Annotated in this window: 15 protein-coding genes; 8 read left to right on the top strand and 7 right to left on the bottom strand. The window is 67.2% G+C overall.

Translation table 11 applies throughout. The features are described 5' to 3' along the window. Positions 1-3 precede the first annotated feature (3 nt). From CKW06_RS03685 to CKW06_RS03675, 3 genes are all read right to left on the bottom strand, one after another. A complete protein-coding gene (locus tag CKW06_RS03685) occupies positions 4-2,247 on the bottom strand; it encodes a TonB-dependent hemoglobin/transferrin/lactoferrin family receptor (protein ID WP_349675283.1) in 2,244 nt (747 codons plus the stop codon). A gap of 153 nt (positions 2,248-2,400) precedes the next feature. Next, positions 2,401-2,595, bottom strand: a complete 195-nt coding sequence (hemP, locus tag CKW06_RS03680; RefSeq protein WP_024957305.1) for a hemin uptake protein HemP — start codon at positions 2,593-2,595, stop codon at positions 2,401-2,403. Between the two features lie 304 nt (positions 2,596-2,899). Then, a complete protein-coding gene (locus CKW06_RS03675; RefSeq protein ID WP_024957304.1) occupies positions 2,900-3,871 on the bottom strand; it encodes an aldo/keto reductase in 972 nt (323 codons plus the stop codon). A gap of 193 nt (positions 3,872-4,064) precedes the next feature. Between CKW06_RS03675 and CKW06_RS03670 the strand changes: the two genes are divergently transcribed. Both CKW06_RS03670 and CKW06_RS03665 read left to right on the top strand, forming a co-directional pair. After that, positions 4,065-5,363, top strand: coding sequence for a NupC/NupG family nucleoside CNT transporter (locus tag CKW06_RS03670; RefSeq protein WP_005408115.1), 1,299 nt, complete (start codon positions 4,065-4,067; stop codon positions 5,361-5,363). A gap of 25 nt (positions 5,364-5,388) precedes the next feature. Next, entirely contained in the window at positions 5,389-6,354 is a 966-nt protein-coding gene (locus tag CKW06_RS03665; RefSeq protein ID WP_024957303.1) for a ribokinase, read from the top strand. Positions 6,355-6,419: 65 nt separating this feature from the next. Here the strand turns inward: CKW06_RS03665 and CKW06_RS03660 are convergent, their stop codons facing one another. After that, the gene (locus CKW06_RS03660) at positions 6,420-7,640 is read right to left on the bottom strand and encodes an MFS transporter (RefSeq protein ID WP_024957302.1); all 1,221 of its coding nucleotides are present in this window, start codon (positions 7,638-7,640) and stop codon (positions 6,420-6,422) included. A 92-nt stretch (positions 7,641-7,732) separates the two neighbouring features. Here CKW06_RS03660 and CKW06_RS03655 point away from each other — a divergent pair, with 92 nt between their 5' ends. From CKW06_RS03655 to CKW06_RS03630, 6 genes are all read left to right on the top strand, one after another. After that, positions 7,733-8,650, top strand: coding sequence for a LysR family transcriptional regulator (locus CKW06_RS03655; protein WP_005408112.1), 918 nt, complete (start codon positions 7,733-7,735; stop codon positions 8,648-8,650). Positions 8,651-8,759: 109 nt separating this feature from the next. After that, positions 8,760-9,191, top strand: coding sequence for a hypothetical protein (locus tag CKW06_RS03650; RefSeq protein ID WP_024957301.1), 432 nt, complete (start codon positions 8,760-8,762; stop codon positions 9,189-9,191). 147 nt (positions 9,192-9,338) lie between these two features. Further along, positions 9,339-10,334, top strand: a complete 996-nt coding sequence (dusB, locus tag CKW06_RS03645) for a tRNA dihydrouridine synthase DusB (protein WP_012479176.1) — start codon at positions 9,339-9,341, stop codon at positions 10,332-10,334. Between the two features lie 57 nt (positions 10,335-10,391). After that, positions 10,392-11,219 carry a class I SAM-dependent methyltransferase gene (locus CKW06_RS03640; protein WP_024957300.1) on the top strand — a complete coding sequence of 276 codons (828 nt, stop codon included), beginning with the start codon at positions 10,392-10,394 and terminating at the stop codon, positions 11,217-11,219. A gap of 162 nt (positions 11,220-11,381) precedes the next feature. Continuing rightward, on the top strand, positions 11,382-13,208 hold the full coding sequence (locus tag CKW06_RS03635) for a DUF7657 domain-containing protein (RefSeq protein WP_231910887.1): 1,827 nt from the start codon (positions 11,382-11,384) through the stop codon (positions 13,206-13,208). Then, positions 13,205-14,215 carry a glycosyltransferase family 2 protein gene (locus tag CKW06_RS03630; protein ID WP_024957298.1) on the top strand — a complete coding sequence of 337 codons (1,011 nt, stop codon included), beginning with the start codon at positions 13,205-13,207 and terminating at the stop codon, positions 14,213-14,215. The genes CKW06_RS03635 and CKW06_RS03630 overlap by 4 nt, the downstream gene beginning before the upstream one ends. Positions 14,216-14,273: 58 nt before the next feature. On the opposite strand, the gene CKW06_RS03625 is transcribed toward CKW06_RS03630, so the two are convergent. The 3 genes from CKW06_RS03625 to olsF form a co-directional block, all read right to left on the bottom strand. Further along, positions 14,274-15,332 carry a metal-dependent hydrolase gene (locus tag CKW06_RS03625; RefSeq protein ID WP_024957297.1) on the bottom strand — a complete coding sequence of 353 codons (1,059 nt, stop codon included), beginning with the start codon at positions 15,330-15,332 and terminating at the stop codon, positions 14,274-14,276. Between the two features lie 139 nt (positions 15,333-15,471). After that, positions 15,472-16,272, bottom strand: coding sequence for a UDP-2,3-diacylglucosamine diphosphatase (locus tag CKW06_RS03620; RefSeq protein WP_024957296.1), 801 nt, complete (start codon positions 16,270-16,272; stop codon positions 15,472-15,474). Beyond that, positions 16,269-17,984: a bifunctional ornithine lipid synthase OlsF gene (gene olsF / locus CKW06_RS03615; protein ID WP_024957295.1), complete on the bottom strand. Its 1,716-nt coding sequence runs from the start codon at positions 17,982-17,984 to the stop codon at positions 16,269-16,271. The genes CKW06_RS03620 and olsF overlap by 4 nt, the downstream gene beginning before the upstream one ends. Positions 17,985-18,075: the final 91 nt, after the last annotated feature.

The following is an 18,075-nucleotide window of genomic DNA, read 5'->3' as shown; positions in this document are numbered from 1 at the left end:
AGGTCACCAGGAAACGGCAAGGCTGGCGGAGAAGGTGCGGCCCGGGCTGCTGAAACGATCGCTCAGTGCGCGATCGGTGATCAGGCTCGGGGTGATCGACGACCATTCGATGTAACGCTTGTCGGCCAGGTTGAACACGCCGACATTGAAGGTGGCACCCGGCGCGAAGTTCCAGTGCGCCATCAGGTCCAGCACGCCGTAGCCGGCCGGCTGGTAGACGAACGGCGCCGGTGCGTTCGGATTGGTCTGCGCCGCAGGCGGCGGCAGGCGCTTCTTGCGCTGCACGAAGGTACCGGCCAGTTCGACGCCCCAGGTATCGGTGTCGTACATCAGGCCCAGCGTGCCACGCAGCGGATCGACCGAGGCCAGCGGTTCGTCATCGGTCCGGTTGTCACCACGCGACCATGCCAACGCACTGCGCAGCGCCCAGCCCTTCAGCGCCGGGCTGAGTTCGCCGAACTCGATGCCGGCCTTCATTTCCGCGCCATAGATGCGCGCGTCGGCGATGTTCTGCGACTGGAACACGGTCAGACCCTGTGCGTTGCGACCGGTATCGACGTTGGACTGGATGAAATCCTTGTAGTCGTTGTAGTAGCCGCTGACGCTGACGTACGCCGCCGGCGCGATGAAGCGCAGGCCCAGTTCGTAACCGTCGCTGGTTTCCGGCTTCAGATCCGGGTTGGCGATGGCGGTATAGCGGAAGGCGACGTTGGTCAGGCCGATGTTGACGTCGTTGTACGGCGGCGAACGGAAGCCACGCGCATAACCGGCGAACAGCGACCATTCGTCGGTAAAGCGCCAGACCATGCCCAGCTTCGGCGACACGCTGGTCTTCTTCAGCTGCGCCACGGCCGTGGTCGGGTTGTCTTCGGCGAAGATGCTGTCCACTTCCGGCTTCAGCTCGTAGCGGTCCACGCGCACGCCCGGCACCAGCGACAGCCGGCCATCGGCAAAGCGCATCTCATCCTGTGCATACAGGCCCAGCTCGGTGGTCTTGCTGATCGGGAAGTCACGCACCGGGAAGGTGTCCGGCAGCACCGTGTTGCTGACCACGCCAGCCTTGCTGACCTGATAGCCGTCGCGCTTCTGGCGGATCTCGGTACGGGTGCCTTCGAAACCATAGGTCAGTGCGTGCTCGACGCTGCCGGTGGTGAACGCCTTGTTGAACTGCGCCTGCAGGCCATAGGCATGCTGGTCGAAGGAGAACACGCGGTGGCGGCGGGTGCCGTCGGTGCGGGTCTCGTCGGTCTGCTGCCGGGTTTCGCTGTTCTGCGCGTACACCTGCCAATGCAGGCTGTCGGCGAACGGCTGGTCCAGCGCATCCATCTCGTGGGCGAAGGACACGCGGTTGCGCTTCTGGGTGTCGTGGGACTTCATGCCAGTGGCCGCAGCCATCGCGCCGGGGCGCGGTGCAACGCTGGCGATCGCCGACAACACATTGGTATCGGTGGTGTCTTCGTTGCCTTCCACGGTCAAGCGGAAGCGCTGGTCTTCGCTGGGTGCATAGACCAGCTTGCTGAGCAGGCTGCGGCCGTCGCGATCCTGCGGATTGGACGCGGTGCGGGTGTCGTTGTCGCTGCGCACCGTGCCCTTGTTGTCCGTTTCCTGGCCCTGGTGGTGGTTGACGTTGACCAGGCCGCTCCAGTGGTCGCCACCAAAGGCGGCCGTGGCACCGCCGAGCAGGCCCTTCCACTCGCCGTCGTAGCCGAACTTCAGGCCGAAGTAGCTGTTCTTGCCGTCCTTGAGGTAGTCGGCCGGGTCCTTGGTCACGAACGCGACCACGCCACCGAGTGCATCGGAGCCGTACAGCGAGCTGGCCGGGCCACGCACGATCTCGACGCGCTTGAGCGTATCGAGGTCGGTGAAGTTGCGGTTGGAACTGGCGAACGAACCGATGTCGAACCGGGTCGGCATGACGATGCCGTCGGTCTGGATGCGCACGCGGTTGCCGTCCAGGCCACGGATGCGGAAACCATCCAGGCCGAAGCGGGTCGCGCTGCGGGTGACCGACAGGCCCGGCTCGTAGCGCACCAGATCCTTGATGTCCTGCACCAGGTGCCGGTCCATCTGCTCACGGTCGATGACATCCACCGTGGCCGCCACGTCGCTCACCGCCCGCTCGGTGCGGGTGGCGGTGACCTGCACCCGATCGAATTCGCGCGCATCGGGGGCAGCAGTGGCAGCAGCGTGGGCGGACAGCGGCAGCGCCATCCAGACAGCAAGGCAAAGGGCGGTATGGCGGGTCATCGGGTTCGTTCGGTCAGGCAGGGGAACCCCCGGTTACCGGCGCACCCGGAAGGTGCACGCGGTAGACCGAGGGGGAGAGAGCGGGAGCGGACGGGTCGCCCACCCTGTCGGCGCTGCCGGCAGGAGGGAGGGAGGCGGGCGACCAGACCGCGATTACTTGGTCAGGATCAGCTTGTCGTTGCTGGTGTGCCGCAGGCGATAGAAGCGGTCGCCGTGCTGGATCAGGATTTCACGACGGCCCTTGAGCAGGGCTTCGCTGTCGATGACCTCTTCCCGCGGAACGACGCGGACCGGTCGATCGCGGAGGGTCAGCGTTTCGGGGCGCAGCAGTACAGGTTGAGCATTCATGAGCATCTGGACTCGTGCGAGGGACGAGTTAAATGATAATGATTCTCAGTTGACAATCAACAACCATTCTCAATTTCATTGATGGGATTAATGATCGAATTCCGTAATTCGATAGATCACATCAATTAAATGGCGACGCAGGTGTGTAGAGTCGACTGTTGGTCGACTGCTGTTGCTCGAAGCAGTCGGTTATTCGAAGCAGTCGACTGACAGGCGACTCTACCGTTCCCGTTCGCGTTCCCGTCCCGTTCCCTCGGCCGAACCGGCCCGAGCGAGGCCCCCGAGGCCCGGTCGGCCCCGGGGTTCAGGCGAAGACGGCTTCGACCTGCGCCCAGCCGGCCGCGTCGACCTGCTCCAGCACGTCCAGGGCCTGCAGGTTCTGCAGCAGCTGGCTGACCCGGCTGGCGCCGAGGATCACGCTGGAAACGTTCGGGTTGCGCAGACACCAGGCGATGGCCAGCGTGGCCGGGGCGTGGCCTAGCGCGCGTGCCACCTCGCTGAAGCGCCGCACCTGGCCCAGGCGGGCCCCGGCGTCGGCCCCCAGCACCAGGTCCTGCAACCACTCCATGCCTTCCCGCCCCAGCCGTGCATCGGCCGGAATGCCCTGGTCGTACTTGCCGGTGAGCAGGCCCGACGCCAGCGGCGAGAAGATGGTGGTACCCAGGCCGGCACCGGCATACAGCGGCGCGTACTCGACCTCGACCCGCTCGCGGTGCAGCAGGTTGTACTGCGGCTGCTCCATCGACGGGCCCTGCAGGTTGCGCGCCTCGGCGATGTCCAGCGCCTGCTGGATCTGCACCGCCGACCACTCCGAGGTGCCCCAGTAGAGGATCTTGCCCTGCCGCACCAGGGTGTCCATCGCATGCACGGTCTCGGCGATCGGCGCGTCCGGATCCGGGCGGTGGCAGTAGTAAAGGTCCAGGTAGTCCACCCGCAGGCGCTTGAGTGCAGCGTGGCAGGCGTCGGTCACGTGCTTGCGCGACAGCCCGCGCTGGGTCGGCCGCGGGTCCTTGGCGCTGCCGAAAAACACCTTGCTGGACACGCAGAAACCGTCGCGCGGCAGGCGCAGGTCGGCGATCACGTCACCCATGACCTGTTCGGCCCGGCCGTTGGCATAGCCCTCGGCGTTGTCGAAGAAGTTGACACCATGATCCCAGGCGGCGGCCACCAGGTTGCGCGCCTCATCACGCGGGATCTGGTCACCGAAGGTCACCCAGGCGCCGAAGGAAAGGGCGGAAATCGGCAGGCCGGTGGAGCCCAGGCGACGGTATTGCATGCGAATCTCCTGCTGCGGGCCCGCATCCGGGCCGGGATCGACCCCCATTCTACCTGCCGCCGCCAGCCGCAAGCCCTTGCCGTTGCTGGCCTGATCGGTACCGTTGGCCGCGCGCACGCTGCTTTTTCTTGCCCCGGCCCCTGCCCTGCACTAGGCTTCCCGTTTTTCGCGACGCCCCAGGGGAGTCACTCACATGGTCGAAGGTTTGGGCAGGATCGGCTTCGGCCTGTTCGGGTTGGCGGTGCTGATCGGCATCACCTGGTTGTTTTCCAATAACAAGCGCGCGGTTGACTGGAAGCTGGTTGCCACCGGTATCACCCTGCAGATCGCCTTCGCGGCGCTGGTGATCCTGGTGCCGGGCGGGCGCGACGTGTTCGACGCGCTGGGCCACGGCTTCGTCAAGGTGCTGAGCTTCGTCAACGAGGGTTCCGGTTTCATCTTCGGCTCGTTGATGGACACCAAGAATTACGGCTTCATCTTCGCCTTCCAGGTGCTGCCGACCATCATCTTCTTCTCGGCGCTGATGGGGGTGATGTACCACCTGAACATCATGCAGGCGATCGTGCGCGTGATGGCGTGGGCGATCACCAAGGTCATGCGTGTGTCCGGTGCGGAAACCACCAGCGTCTGCGCCAGCGTCTTCATCGGCCAGACCGAGGCGCCGCTGACCGTGCGCCCGTACATCGCCAGGATGACCCAGTCCGAGCTGCTGACCATGATGATCGGCGGCATGGCACACATCGCCGGCGGCGTGCTGGCGGCCTACGTGGGCATGCTTGGCGGCGGCGACCCAGCGCAGCAGGCCTTCTACGCCAAGCATCTGCTGGCGGCCAGCATCATGGCCGCGCCGGCCACCTTGGTCGTGGCCAAGCTGCTGATCCCGGAAACCGGCACCCCGCTCACCCGCGGCACGGTGAAGATGGAAGTCGAAAAGACCTCCAGCAACATCATCGACGCGGCTGCGGCCGGCGCCGGCGACGGCCTGAAGCTGGCGCTGAACATCGGCGCGATGCTGCTGGCCTTCATCGCCCTGATCGCGCTGCTGAACGCCCCGCTGACCTGGATCGGTGAAGTGACCGGCCTGGCTGCGCAGATCGGCAAGCCGACCAACCTGTCGACCATCTTCGGCTACCTGCTGGCCCCGATCGCCTGGGTGATCGGTACGCCGTGGGCCGATGCCACCACCGTCGGTTCGCTGATCGGCCAGAAGGTCGTGATCAACGAGTTCGTGGCCTACACCGAGCTGTCGCAGATCGTGAACGGCCAGGTGGCTGGCGTCAGCCTGTCCAGCGAAGGTCGCCTGATCGCGACCTACGCGCTGTGCGGCTTCGCCAACTTCAGCTCGATCGCGATCCAGATCGGCGGCATCGGTGGCCTGGCCCCGGAACGTCGCCACGACCTGGCCAAGTTCGGCCTGCGCGCGGTGCTGGGCGGTACCATTGCCACCTTCATGACGGCGACCATCGCCGGCGTGCTGACGCACTTCAGTTGAACCCTTGGTTGAGAAAAGATTCCCTATGAGCAGCAGTGTCGTTGTCGTCGGTTCCTTCAATGTCGATCACGTGTGGCGGTGCGAGTCGCTGCCGGCACCGGGCGCGACCATTGCCGGCCGCTACAGCACCGGCCCCGGTGGCAAGGGCTTCAACCAGGCCGTGGCTGCCTGCCGCGCCGGTGCCGAGACGCACTTCGTGTGCGCGCTGGGCGACGACGCCGGTGGCGCCACCGCGCGCGAACTGGCGGCGCAGGATGGTTTCGGCCTGATTGCCGAAGCCAGCAGCGAGCCGACCGGCACTGCGGGCATCTATGTGGACGCGCGCGGCCGTAACACCATCGTGATCGGCCCGGGCGCCAACGCCGCGCTCAGCACCGACTTCCTGCAACAGCAGCAGGCATTGCTGACCGGCGCCAAGGTGGTGCTGGTACAGCTGGAATCGCCGGTGCAGACCATCGAAGCGGCGCTGGCCACGGCCCGCGAGGCCGGTGTCACCACCGTGCTCAACACCGCACCGGCCGACGCGCCCTCGACCATCGGCCTGCTCAAGCTGGCCGATGTGATCACCCCGAACGAGACCGAGTTCGCCGCGCTGCTCGGCCGCCATGTCGGTGAGCGCGTGGATGCCAACGATGTCGCCGCGCTGGATGGCGCCAGCCTGCATGCGCTGTGCCGCAAGCTGGTCGGCAACGGTACCGTGGTGGTGACCCTGGGTTCGGTGGGCGTGTTCGTGTCGCATGCCGACGAGAACCTGCGCGGCGATACCCAGCCGTACTACCGCGTCGGCGCCGAGCAGGTGCAGGCCATCGACACCACCGGTGCCGGTGATGCCTTCAACGGTGCGCTGGCCGCGTCGCTGGCGCAGGTGGCCGACGCCCCGTTCGCCCGCCACGTGCGCTTTGCCAACCAGTTCGCCGGTCGCTCGACCGAGAAGGAAGGCGCTGCAGCGGCGATGCCGCGCTTCACCCCGGCCGACGCCGAAGCCAAGTAATTCCACGCCACGCGTGGATGACAAGGCCCGGGTGCACAGGCACCCGGGCTTTTTTTGTTTGCCTTTCAATGAGGCAGATCCACGCCATGCGTGGATGAGCGAGACCGGGCAAGCCACCGCAGCAGCAGGCCGGCGACGATTGCCAGCAGCGCCACGGCAGCGGCCACCACGCCCAGCGAGGCAAGCCCGAAGCGTTCGATGGCGCCACCTCCCAGCAGCGCGCCGAGGCCGATGCCGGCGTTGGCCGCGGACACATTCAAGGTTCCCGCCAGCGCCTGCGCCTGCGGCGCCGCACGCATCACCCGCACCTGGCACAGCGGGAACAATGCGGTATGCGCCACACCCCACAGGGCCAGTGCGATCAGCACGAACGTGCCGTGGCCGGCCAGCCCGACACTGGCCAGCATGCCCAGCGCCAGCACCGCGCAGAACACCAGGGTCGCGCCCAGCGGCGCACGATCGACCCAGCGCCCACCCAGTGCATTGCCGATCAACCCGACAGCTCCGAAGCCCATCAGCCACCAGCCCACCTGTGCCGCCGGTACCTGCATCAGCCGCTCCAGCACATCGGCCAGGTAGGTATAGGCAGCAAACATCGCGGTAAACACCAGCACCGACAGCAGCACATCGCACAGCAACTGCGGCTGGCGCAGTACTCGTGCCTGTTCGCCCAGCGCGCGCCGCGGTCCGGCCACGGTGTCCGGCATCCACAACGCCAGCGCGCCGGCCATCAACAGCGACAGGGCCGCCAACAGCCAGAAGCTGCCGCGCCAATCGAGGGCGTCGGCAGCCAACGTACCCAGCGGGATACCGAACAGCATTGCGGCGGTGATACCCAGGTAGACCCGCGCGACCGCACGACCGCCCTGCCCTGCAGGGGCCAGCTGCGCAGCAGTCTCACTGGCGGTGCCCCAGAACACCGGCAGGGCCAGTGCCGGCAGCACCCGCGCCAGCGCCAGCAGCCACGGCTGCGTGGCCATCGCGGCCAGCGCGTTGGAACCCGCGAACAACAGCAGGATGGCCACGAACAGGCGGCGCCGGCCGACGTGTGACAGCAGCGCGGTCAACGGTGGCCCGGCCAGCATCACGGTGAACGCGAACAAGGTGACCAGCTGCCCGGCGCGGGCGATGCCCAGGCCAAGGTCGCGCGCCAGCGCCGGCAACAGGCCGACGATCAGGAACTCGGTGGTGACGATGACGAAGGCGGACACCGCCAGCAGGACAACCGAAAGGCGTGCGCGGCCGTTTGCGTGGACAGCGGCCGCGGCGGAATCGAGGGAGGACATGGGCGGGCATCAGAACAGGGGTCGCCAGCCTATTTCCTCCCCGGATTCCGATTACTGCTATGTTTTCCATCGATTCCGGACAGAAATTCCCCATGCTTCCCACCGAGCGCCTGCGCGGCATCGAGGCCTTCGTCGCCACCGCCGATGCCGGCAGCTTCACTGCCGCCGCCGAACGCCTGCACCTGACCAGTTCGGCGGTGGGCAAGACCATCGCACGGCTGGAGGCACGCCTGGGCGCGCGGTTGTTCGAGCGCAGCACGCGCCGCCTTCGCCTGACCGAGGCCGGTGAGGGCTTCTACCGCACCTGCGTGCGGGTGCTGGGCGAGCTGGCCGATGCCGAGTCGGTGCTGGTCTCGCACGCAGACGCGCCCGTGGGCCGCCTGCGGGTGGATGCGCCGGCCACCTTCGGGCGCCTCAAAGTCTGGCCGTTGCTGCTGCAGCTGGCCGCCGAGTTTCCACAGTTGCATCCGCAGGTGACCTTCAGCGACCGCTTCAGCGACCTCGCCGAGGACGGCGTCGACCTCGCCGTACGCATCGGCGGTCCCGAGCCGCTGCCCGCCACGCTGGGCAGCCGCCTGCTCGGTTACGAATGCCTGCGCTTCTGCGCCTCCCCGGCCTATCTGCTTCGGCATGGCCAACCCCGCTCGGCCGCCGAGCTGGCCGGGCATGACGGTGTGCTGTTCGGACGCGCGGACGGCAGCATCGGGCCGTGGCAGGTGGCCGATGGCAGGCAGCGCAGTACACCGCTGCAGGCCCGTGCGCGCCTGGTGGTTGGCAGCGCCGAGGCCCAGGTGGCGGCGGTCGAGGCCGGCTTCGGCATCGCGCAGCTGGCCACCTGGCTGGTCGATGACGCGCTGGCGCGCGGCAGCCTGGTCTCGATCCTGCCGTCACTGGACTGCCGCGGCCTGCCGCTGCGCCTGCTGTGGCCGCAGGGCCGGCAACGGCTGCCACGCGTGGACGTGGCCCTGGACCGTCTCGGCGCCGGGTTGCAGATCGATCCGCCGCGCTGAGCGAAGCGCCATCGGCGGCGGTCGCATCGAACAGCTGCGACTGCCGGTCGCATTGCCCGCATCCCGCCCCTCACCCACCATCCGCGCAGCGTTTCAGCGTGGGCAGGACATGGACGGATTCCCCTGGTTGCTGGTTGCCGCCGCCGGTAGTGCCATCGCAGCCTTGCTGCATATCGGCTGCATTGCCTTCGGCGCCGCGTGGTACAGGTACTTCGGTGCTGGCCAGCGCATGGTCCGGCTGGCACAGGCCGGGCATTGGTGGCCGCCGCTGATGACCGCCGGCATCACTGCCGTGCTGGTGGCCTGGACGCTGTACGCACTGGCAGCCGCGGGCTGGCATTCGCCGCTGCCGGCCAGTCGTCTGGTCCTGTCGGGCATCGCCCTGCTGTTGCTGCTGCGCGCGGCGATGGGCTTCGGGCTGGCCCTGCTCCGGCCCGGCTACAACGGCCGGCGCTTCTGGGTGGTCAGTTCACTGCTCTGCCTCAGCCTGGGGCTGGCCTTCGCGCTGGGTACCGGCCAGGCCTGGCAGAGCCTGGGCTAGCCGCTCACCATCGCCCGCCTGTGGGGGCGGCGGAAGCAACCGTCAAGCATCTGCTGATGCCTGTACGGCATGAGGTCGGTGCCGATCGGCCTGAACCGGACCGCGCCCGACGCGGTCGTACCGCCGCGCGCGCCCTACAATGGGCGCATGCAGATCGGCCCGTACACCATTGCCCCCAACGTCGTGCTGGCGCCCATGGCCGGCGTCACCGACAAGCCCTTCCGCCTGCTGTGCAAACGGCTGGGCGCGGGTCTGGCCGCCTCGGAAATGACCATCAGTGATCCGCGCTTCTGGAACACGCGCAAGTCGATCCACCGCATGGACCATGACGGCGAACCGGCCCCGATCAGCGTGCAGATCGCCGGCACCGAGCCGCAGCAGCTGGCCGAGGCCGCGCGCTACAACGTCGACCACGGCGCGCAGATCATCGACATCAACATGGGCTGCCCGGCCAAGAAGGTGTGCAACGCCTGGGCCGGTTCGGCGCTGATGCGCGACGAGCAACTGGTGGCGCGCATCCTCGAGGCCGTGGTCAACGCGGTGGACGTGCCGGTCACGCTGAAGATCCGCACCGGTTGGGACTGCGATCATCGCAATGGCCCGCTGATCGCACGCATCGCCGAGGACAGCGGTATCGCGGCACTGGCGGTGCACGGCCGTACCCGCGACCAGCACTACACCGGCCAGGCGGAGTACGCCACGATCGGCGAGATCAAGGCCGCGCTGCGCATTCCGGTGATCGCCAACGGCGATATCGATTCGCCGCAGAAGGCCGCCTACGTCCTGAAGGAAACCGGCGTGGATGCGGTGATGATCGGTCGCTCGGCGCAGGGCCGGCCGTGGATCTTCCGCGAAGTGGCGCACTACCTGGCCACCGGCGAGGAACTGCCACCGCCATCACTGGCGGAAGTGCGCGACATCCTGCTTGGCCACCTGCACGCGCTGCATGCGTTCTATGGCGAGCCGCAGGGCGTGCGCATCGCGCGCAAGCACCTGGGCTGGTATGCCAAGGACCGGCCGGAGAATGCCGCTTTCCGCGCGGTGGTCAACCGTGCCGAGGATCCGGCCAGCCAGATCGCATTGACCACCGAATACTTCGACCGCCTGATCGCCGGGGAACCGGCGCTGCCTTCGGCGGCCTGAGCCGCCAGCCCCGCGTTTGCGAACAGTCGAGCCAGCTCGACGCTACAAGAGCCCACCATGACCCCGCCGATTTCCTCCCCGACCTATCTGCACGGGTTTTCCGGCACCGAGCAGCAGCGCCTGATGACCCAGGCCCGGCTGCTGGAGTCAAGCATCTTCGGCCAGATCGACTACAGCGGCGCTCGGCGCCTGCTGGAAGTCGGTAGCGGCGTCGGCGCACAGACCGAGATCCTGCTGCGCCGCTTCCCCGAGCTGCACGTGACCGGCGTGGACCTGAGCGAAACGCAGCTGGTCACCGCGCGCGAGAACCTGGCGCGCACGCCGTGGTGCAGCGACCGCTATACCCTGCAGCAGGCCGATGCCGGTGAGCTGCCGTTCGAGGCACGCAGCTTCGACGCGGCGTTCCTGTGCTGGGTGCTGGAGCACGTGCCGTCACCCGCACGTGTGCTGAGCGAAGTGCGCCGGGTGCTGGCACCGGGTTCGCCGGTGTACATCACCGAAGTGATGAATGCCTCGTTCCTGCTCGATCCGTATTCGCCGCACATCTGGCGCTACTGGATGGCCTTCAACGATTTCCAGTACGACCACGGGGGCGACCCGTTCGTCGGCGCCAAGCTGGGCAACCTGCTGCTGGCCGGCGGCTTCCGCGACGTGCACACCGAGATCAAGACCATCCACCTGGACAACCGCGAGCCGGCGCGTCGCAAGACGATGATCGCGTTCTGGGAACAGCTGCTGCTGTCGGCCGCCGACCAGCTGCTGCAGGCCGGCTCGGTGGACGAGGAAACCGTGGAGGGTATGCGCCGCGAGTTCCGCCTGGTGCAGAACGACCCGAACGCGGTGTTCTTCTACTCGTTCGTGCAGGGCCGCGCGACGGTGTATTGAGGCCCATCCTCGCCACAGGATGGCCTGCGGCTCCGGCGGCAACCCGCTAGAATCCCGCAGTCCCGGCCTCGGAACGGCGCGTGCCGGGATCCCCCTCTATTGCCCTCAGGCATCGGTGTGCGGGTACGTCGCGCATGGATGGACCTTACCTGCGAGCGCATGATGAGTGACAGCGGACGAACGCCTTTCTCCACCCATGATGTGAACCTGCCGGGCGGGCTCCTGCCCAGCCAGACGCGCCTGCTCGCCGGGATCATCGCGCTGTTGTGCATTCTCTACGTCGCATTCGCGCTGACGCCATCCTCCTACTCGCTGGCCTACGAGTATCTCGGCCTGGCGCCACAGAACCCGGTGCTTGGCAGCGCCCGCATGATCCGCAGCGATGAGTGGATCGTGTTCACGCCCTACATCCAGATCGCGGTCAACAACGATTTCGGCCAGTTCAACGCACACTCGCCGTACCACGAGTCACTGCGCACCTTCCAGGCGCTGCCGCTGCTCGACTGGGGCCTGCTGTTCAAGCCCTACCACTGGGCGTTCTTCGTGTTGCCAGCAGCGAACGCCTATTCGTTCTTCTTCATGTTCATGGCCATGGCCTTCCTGAGCGGATGGGCCCTGTTCCTGCGCCAATTGCGGATGCCGGTACCAGCCGCAGTGCTGGTTTCGGCCACGCTGTTCTTCGCGCCATTCGTGCAGGTCTGGTGGACCAGCAATGCCGGTGCCTTCGCTCTGGCACCCTGGGCCGCCGCAGCCTGGCTGTGCATCGGCAATCGCTGGGTTCGCATCCTGGCCAGTGCGTACGCCCTCGCTGTCTGGGTGATCGCAGTGTCCTATCCGCCCTTCATCATTTCCTCGCTGCTGGCCATGGCGGTGCTGGTCCTGGCCTTCCGTCGCGATGCCCTCACGCTTCCACGACTGATCGATGCCGGCATCGCAGGCGCGCTCGCATTGGCCGTGTTCATCGGTTACTTCCACGACATCATCCCGATCGTTCGCAACACGGTTTATCCGGGCCAGCGCCAGAGCGCCGGAGGTGGGGTCGGGCTGACGTCCCTGTTCGCGCACGTCTTCCCGAACCTGATGACCTACCGGTTTGCACCGCTGCCAATGTTCAAAGGCTCCAACGAGTGCGAGATCGCCGTACTCGGCAGCCTGTTGCCGCTGTTCACTCTGGTCCTTGCTGATGGCGCACGACTGCGCGAATGGGTGCGGGGCCACCGCGGCAGCGTGCTGGCCCTCGCCGCTGGCGTACTGCTGATCGCCTGCTGGATCTTCCTGCCCGTGCCCGTTCTGGTCGGCAAGTTGACCGGACTCTCGATGGTGCCACCCGCACGCGCGCTGCTGGCGTTCGGCCTGCTGCTCAACATCGGCTGCGCGATGATCCTGGTGCGGTGCGGCGTACGCCTGGAGCGCAGGCGTCTGCTGCTGCTGGCTGCGCTGCTGATGGCTGGCAGCGTGGCCAAGTTCCTGTTCGGCGAAGGCCAGTTCAGCCGCCTGCACAGCGCCGCCGATGCCATTCCCTACCTCTGCTTGGCGGGGCTGGCCGTTGCCGCCCTCCGCCCAAAGCTCTCGGCGCATGCGGCCACCTTGGTCCTGGCCACCGCCGCTTTGGCCAATCTGCTGGGCAATGGCTTGTTCAACCCTGTGCAGCCTGCCGGGCCGATCTTTGCGATGGACCGCGCTGCCGTCCTGCACTCCCTGCAAGCCCGGGGCTCAGCCACCACGTCCGAAGGCGCGCTGGTGGCTCCCGGTGGGTTCGGGGCCCTCCTGCCGGGTGTTGGTATTCCCGCCGTGAACCATGTGCTGTACCTGCCACAGATGGAATACTTCCGCCGGTACTTCCCATTGATGCCCGACGAGGCGTTCAATTTCACCTTCAACCGCTACCACCACATCACCGTAGCGCCTGAGGGCGACGTACCGCAGGTGCTGCAGGGGGATCTGGTGGAACTGCCGGCAAAGGCCCTGCTGGCCCACCCAGCCCCATGAGTCCGATGACCACCATTACGCCCTCCGCATCCACGCCGGCTCGGATCGCCGTGATCATCCCCTGCTACAAAGTGACCCGCCACGTGCTGTCCGTCCTCGCGGCGATCGATGATGCGGTAACGGCGATCTACTGCGTGGATGATGCGTGCCCCGACGGCAGCGGCCGCCTGATCCAGGCCGAAGCCAACGACCCGCGTATCGCCGTGCTGTTCCATCAGCACAACCTGGGCGTCGGCGGCGCGATCAAGACCGGGTACCGCGCGGCCATCGCAGATGGCATGGACATTCTGGTGAAGGTCGATGGCGATGGGCAGATGGACCCGGCGCTGCTGATGGACTTTGTCGCGCCGATCGCCGACGGCCATGCCGACTACACCAAGGGCAACCGATTCTGGAACCTGACCCACATCCGCCGCATGCCCCCGGTGCGGCGCCTGGGCAACCTGCTGCTGTCCTTCATGACCAAGGCCTCATCCGGGTACTGGCAGGTGTTCGATCCGACCAACGGCTACACCGCCATCCATGCCAAGGTCGCCAGCCACCTGAAGCTCGAGGCGGTCAGCGACCGCTATTTCTTCGAGACCGACATGCTGTTCCGACTGAACACCGTGCGCGCGGTCGTGCAGGATGTGGCAATGGACGCCCACTACGGCGACGAAACCAGCAACCTGCGCATCGGTCGCATCCTGGGTGAGTTCAGCTTCAAGCACCTGCGCAACACGCTCAAGCGCATTGCCTACAACTATTTCCTGCGCGACCTCAGCATCGCGTCACTGGAGCTGATCGCCGGCAGCAGCCTGCTCGCCTTCGGGGGGCTGTTCGGGCTGTACCACTGGGTGCGGTCGGCCCAGGCCGATGTCGCCACGCCGGTGGGTACCATCATGATCGCCATGGTCGCGCTGATCTCCGGGCTGCAGTTCCTGCTGGCGTTCGTTGGCTTTGACATTGCCAACGTCCCACGCCAGGTGCTGAACCGTTCTATCAAGCTCAACCGCCAACCGCAGTAGAGCCACGCCATGCGTGGCTGCCACTGCCGATGTCACGCCATCCACGCATGGCGTGGATCTACGGGTGCGCCGCACCAGTCCCGGAGGCTGCCGGCTCGTGCCAGATCCGCTGCCACATCGCCGCCAGTCGGCGCCCGGCATCCGCGCGCGCGGCCGGGCTGCTGTAATCCGTCCGCACCTGCTCGGGCGTGATCGGTCGCCACCGCCCGTCGACCTGCTCGGCCACGGCGAAGTTGAAGGTGTAGTCCGGCTCCAGCCCCATGCGAAGGTCGCTCAGGACCAGCCGCCCGTCCACCACCTGTGCACGCATGAAGCCCCGGTTGAACCACGTCAGCTGCTGCACTGCCGGGATGCTCCCTGCTTCGCGCAACGCCTGTACATTGGACGCATGGCCTTCGAACTGCATCGGTCCATGGTCGGCCACCAGCGAGCGGTCGCCCACCACGTAGCCGTTCGGCGTCATCGCCACCACGCGCCACAGCAGGGTGTTGAACGGCATCGGCACCGAGAAGCGCGGTGCATCGCCCAGACCCATCGCCGCCAGGCTCTGCTGGGCAGCACGGTCGACCTGGGCCTTTGCGATCAGGCCCCAGCCCAGGTAGCCGCTGCTGACCAGCAATGCCACGCCCAGCACCTTGCCAGCCCAGGGGCGGGCGCGGCCAAACCAGGCCAGCACGCAACCCAGCAGCAGCCACACCGTGTAGCCAAGATCGATGATGAAGACACTGGAACCCATGGTCGGGTGTGGGCGCAGCGGCCACCACAACTGGGTGCCGTAGACGGTGAACGCATCCAGCACGGGATGGGTGACCAGCGCCAGCTGGATCGCCCAGAACCAGCGCACCGGTGACTGCGCGACGCGGCCGTTGCCGAAGCGCTTGAACAACCACCAGATCAGTGCCGCCACCCAGGGCAGCACCAGCAGCGAATGGCTGAAGCTGCGGTGCTCGATCATGTTCGCCACCGGGTCGGCGGCGGTGAAGCCCAACCACAGGGCATCGAGGTCCGGCAGGGTGCCGAGCGCGGCACCGGCCAGCAGGGCCGCGCGGCGATGGCCGGGCGGAGCGATGGCAGCAGCGACGGCGCCGCCGAGCACGATCTGGGTCAGGGAATCCATGGGCCGATGCTAGCGGCTTGCGGACGCGCCGTCTCACTCCCGGACACCGTTTCTGTAGAGTCGACTGTTAGTCGACTGCTCTTCCATCAGGCTGCGGACACCACGCGCTACGCGCGATAGTCGACTCTACGGAAACGGGTTACGCCGCCTGTGACAAGCGTGCGCCCGGTAGCTCCACCAAGGTCTGCCCGTTGTGGTCCAGCAGGCGCAGCGCGCCGTCGTGGTCTTCGACCAGCGCGGTCAGGCTTTCCACCCAGTCACCATCGTTCGCATAGACCAGGCCATCGCGTTCGACCAGCGCGGCGCGGTGGATATGGCCACAGACGATGCCATCCAGACCACGCCGGCGCACGTCGTCCAGCCCGGCCTGCACGAAGCGCTCGATGTAGCGCTCGGCGGCGCCGCTGCGCTTCTTCAGGAATTCCGACAGCGACCAATAGCGCATGCCCAGCCGGCGCCGCACCGCGTTCAGCGCCTGGTTGCCGGTCAGGATGCGGTAGTACAGCCAGTCGCCGAACTTTTCCTGCAGGCCGCCAAAGTGGGTCACGCCGTCGTACTCGTCCCCGTGCGCGACCAGCAGGCGACGGCCATCGGCGGTCACATGGATGGCGCGGCGGCGCACCTGCATCGCTGGCAGCATCAGCCCGCACACCTGGCGCAGCGAGGCATCGTGGTTGCCGGGAATGTAGATGATCTCGGTGCCTGCACGGCGCAGCGCGTGCAGGGCCTGGATGACCTCGCTGTGCGACTGCCGCCAGTTGGCACGGCGATGGGCCATCCACCACAGGTCGATGATGTCGCCGACCAGGTACAGACGCTCACAGCGCAGCTGCGAGAGAAAACGTGCCAGTTCGGTGGCATGGCAATGACGTGAACCCAGGTGCACGTCGGAGACGAACACTGCGCGCCGGTGCGGCGACAGGTTCGCCAGCACGCTCATGCCGGCGTCCCCGCATCGCGCAGGTAGCGTTTGCGCTTGTTCGGCCGGATCGCGCACAGGTCCACTTCGATCAGGCCGTCGATCGAATCGCTGAAGTCCGGGTCCACACCGAAGGCGAGGAAGCGCGCGCCACCGGGTTCGCACAGATCGGTGTACTGGCGATACAGCGTCGGCACGCCGGTGCCGAGTGCGGCCAGGTTGGCCTTGAGCACATCGAACGCGGCGCCTGCATCCAGCTCGCCAAAACTCGGCGGCGCGGCGAAGTACTGGAACGGGCGGTTCGATTCGGCCAGGCCGGCGGTACCGCCGTAATAGCGCTGGTAGTACGCCACCAGCTGCTCGCGCGCATCGCGTGGCAGCGCCGCGCTGATCGACACGGCGCCGAACAGGTAGCGGATACCCGGCCGGCACTGCAGGTAGGCACCGATGCCCTGCCACAGGTAGTCCAGGCTGCGGCTGCCCCAGTAGTCGGGCACCACGAAGCTGCGGCCCAGTTCCAGGCCTTCGGCGATGTGGGTGATGGCATCGTCGGAATAGCGGAATAGCGACGCGCTGTAGAGCCCGGACAGTCCGTGCCGGGCCAGCGCATGGGCGCCGCGCATGATCCGGTACGCGCCGGCGATGCGCTGCGCGGCCGCGTCCCAGATCACGATGTGCTCGTACTGCGGGTCGTAATCGTCCAGGTCCCGGCTGCGCCCAGTGCCCTCGCCCACCTGGCGGAAGGTCAGTTCGCGCAGGCGGCCCAGCTCCAGCAGCAGCGGCGAATCGGCAGTACAAGTGGCCAGCAGAATCTGCTTGCCGTCGGCGGTCTGGCCCAGCTGGGTGGCTGCGGCAATCCCAGCGGCGACCTGCGAGGGTGGCACCGGGGCCGCCAGCGGCTCGGGGCCTGCGAAGGCAGCGGCATTGCCGGCCGTGCCATTGCGGCCCAGCGCATACAGCGCGCGGCGTACGGCCAGCAGCTGCGCGCCCGGGTCACCGCCCTTGCCCAGCTGCATCGGCTCACCGATGCTCAGCCGCAACGGGCGGCCGCGGCGGGTGAACATCTCGCGCGCCAGCAGCGCGGTGCCGGCCGGCTTGAACAGGGTCGAGGCGCCGTAGAACAGCGCCGAGTTGCGCGCTTCCACCCGTACCGGCAGCACCGGCGCGCCGGCGGCACGGGCAAAGCGGACGAAACCGCGCTGCCAGCGACCATCGCGGATGCCTCGCAGCGAGAGGCGCGAGACCTCGCCGGCCGGGAACACGATCACGCACTGCTCGGCGGCCAGCGCCTCCTCCACAGCGTGCAGGCTGCCACGCTGGGCCTTGCCACCGAGGATGCGCACCGGCAACAGCAGGTCCTGCAATGGCGCGATCGCCCCCAGCAGGTCGTTGGCCACGATCCGCACATCGCGGCGGATGCGGCCGACCGCGTCCAGCAGGGCCAGCGCGTCCAGTGCGCCGGACGGGTGGTTGGCGACGATCAGCAGGCGACCGGTGGCCGGGATCTTCGCCAACGCGGCCGGATCCACCTGGTACTGACCATCGATGAACTCCAGCCCGGCGGCGACGAAGCCGAATCCGCGCAACCCTGCACTGCGCTGCAGGAACGCCTCGATCTGGTCCAACCGCGACCAGCGCCCGACGCTGCGAAGCAATGGCCGCGCCAGTTGGCCACGACGGCCATGGAACCAATCGGGAAAGCGTTGCTGGAGACGCTGTTCAAGTTCCTGCATGGCGGATCCACTCATGCCCGGCGGCCGGATTGGCCGACAGCCTGCGCCCGGCAGGCGGCAGCCAGATGGCGGTTTCGGGGCAGAACGATGA

This window comes from Stenotrophomonas maltophilia (assembly GCF_900186865.1).
In the GTDB taxonomy this organism is placed as follows: domain Bacteria; phylum Pseudomonadota; class Gammaproteobacteria; order Xanthomonadales; family Xanthomonadaceae; genus Stenotrophomonas; species Stenotrophomonas maltophilia.
The sequence above is the reverse complement of the archived record's forward strand: the minus strand, read 5'-3'. Positions and strand labels throughout refer to the sequence as shown.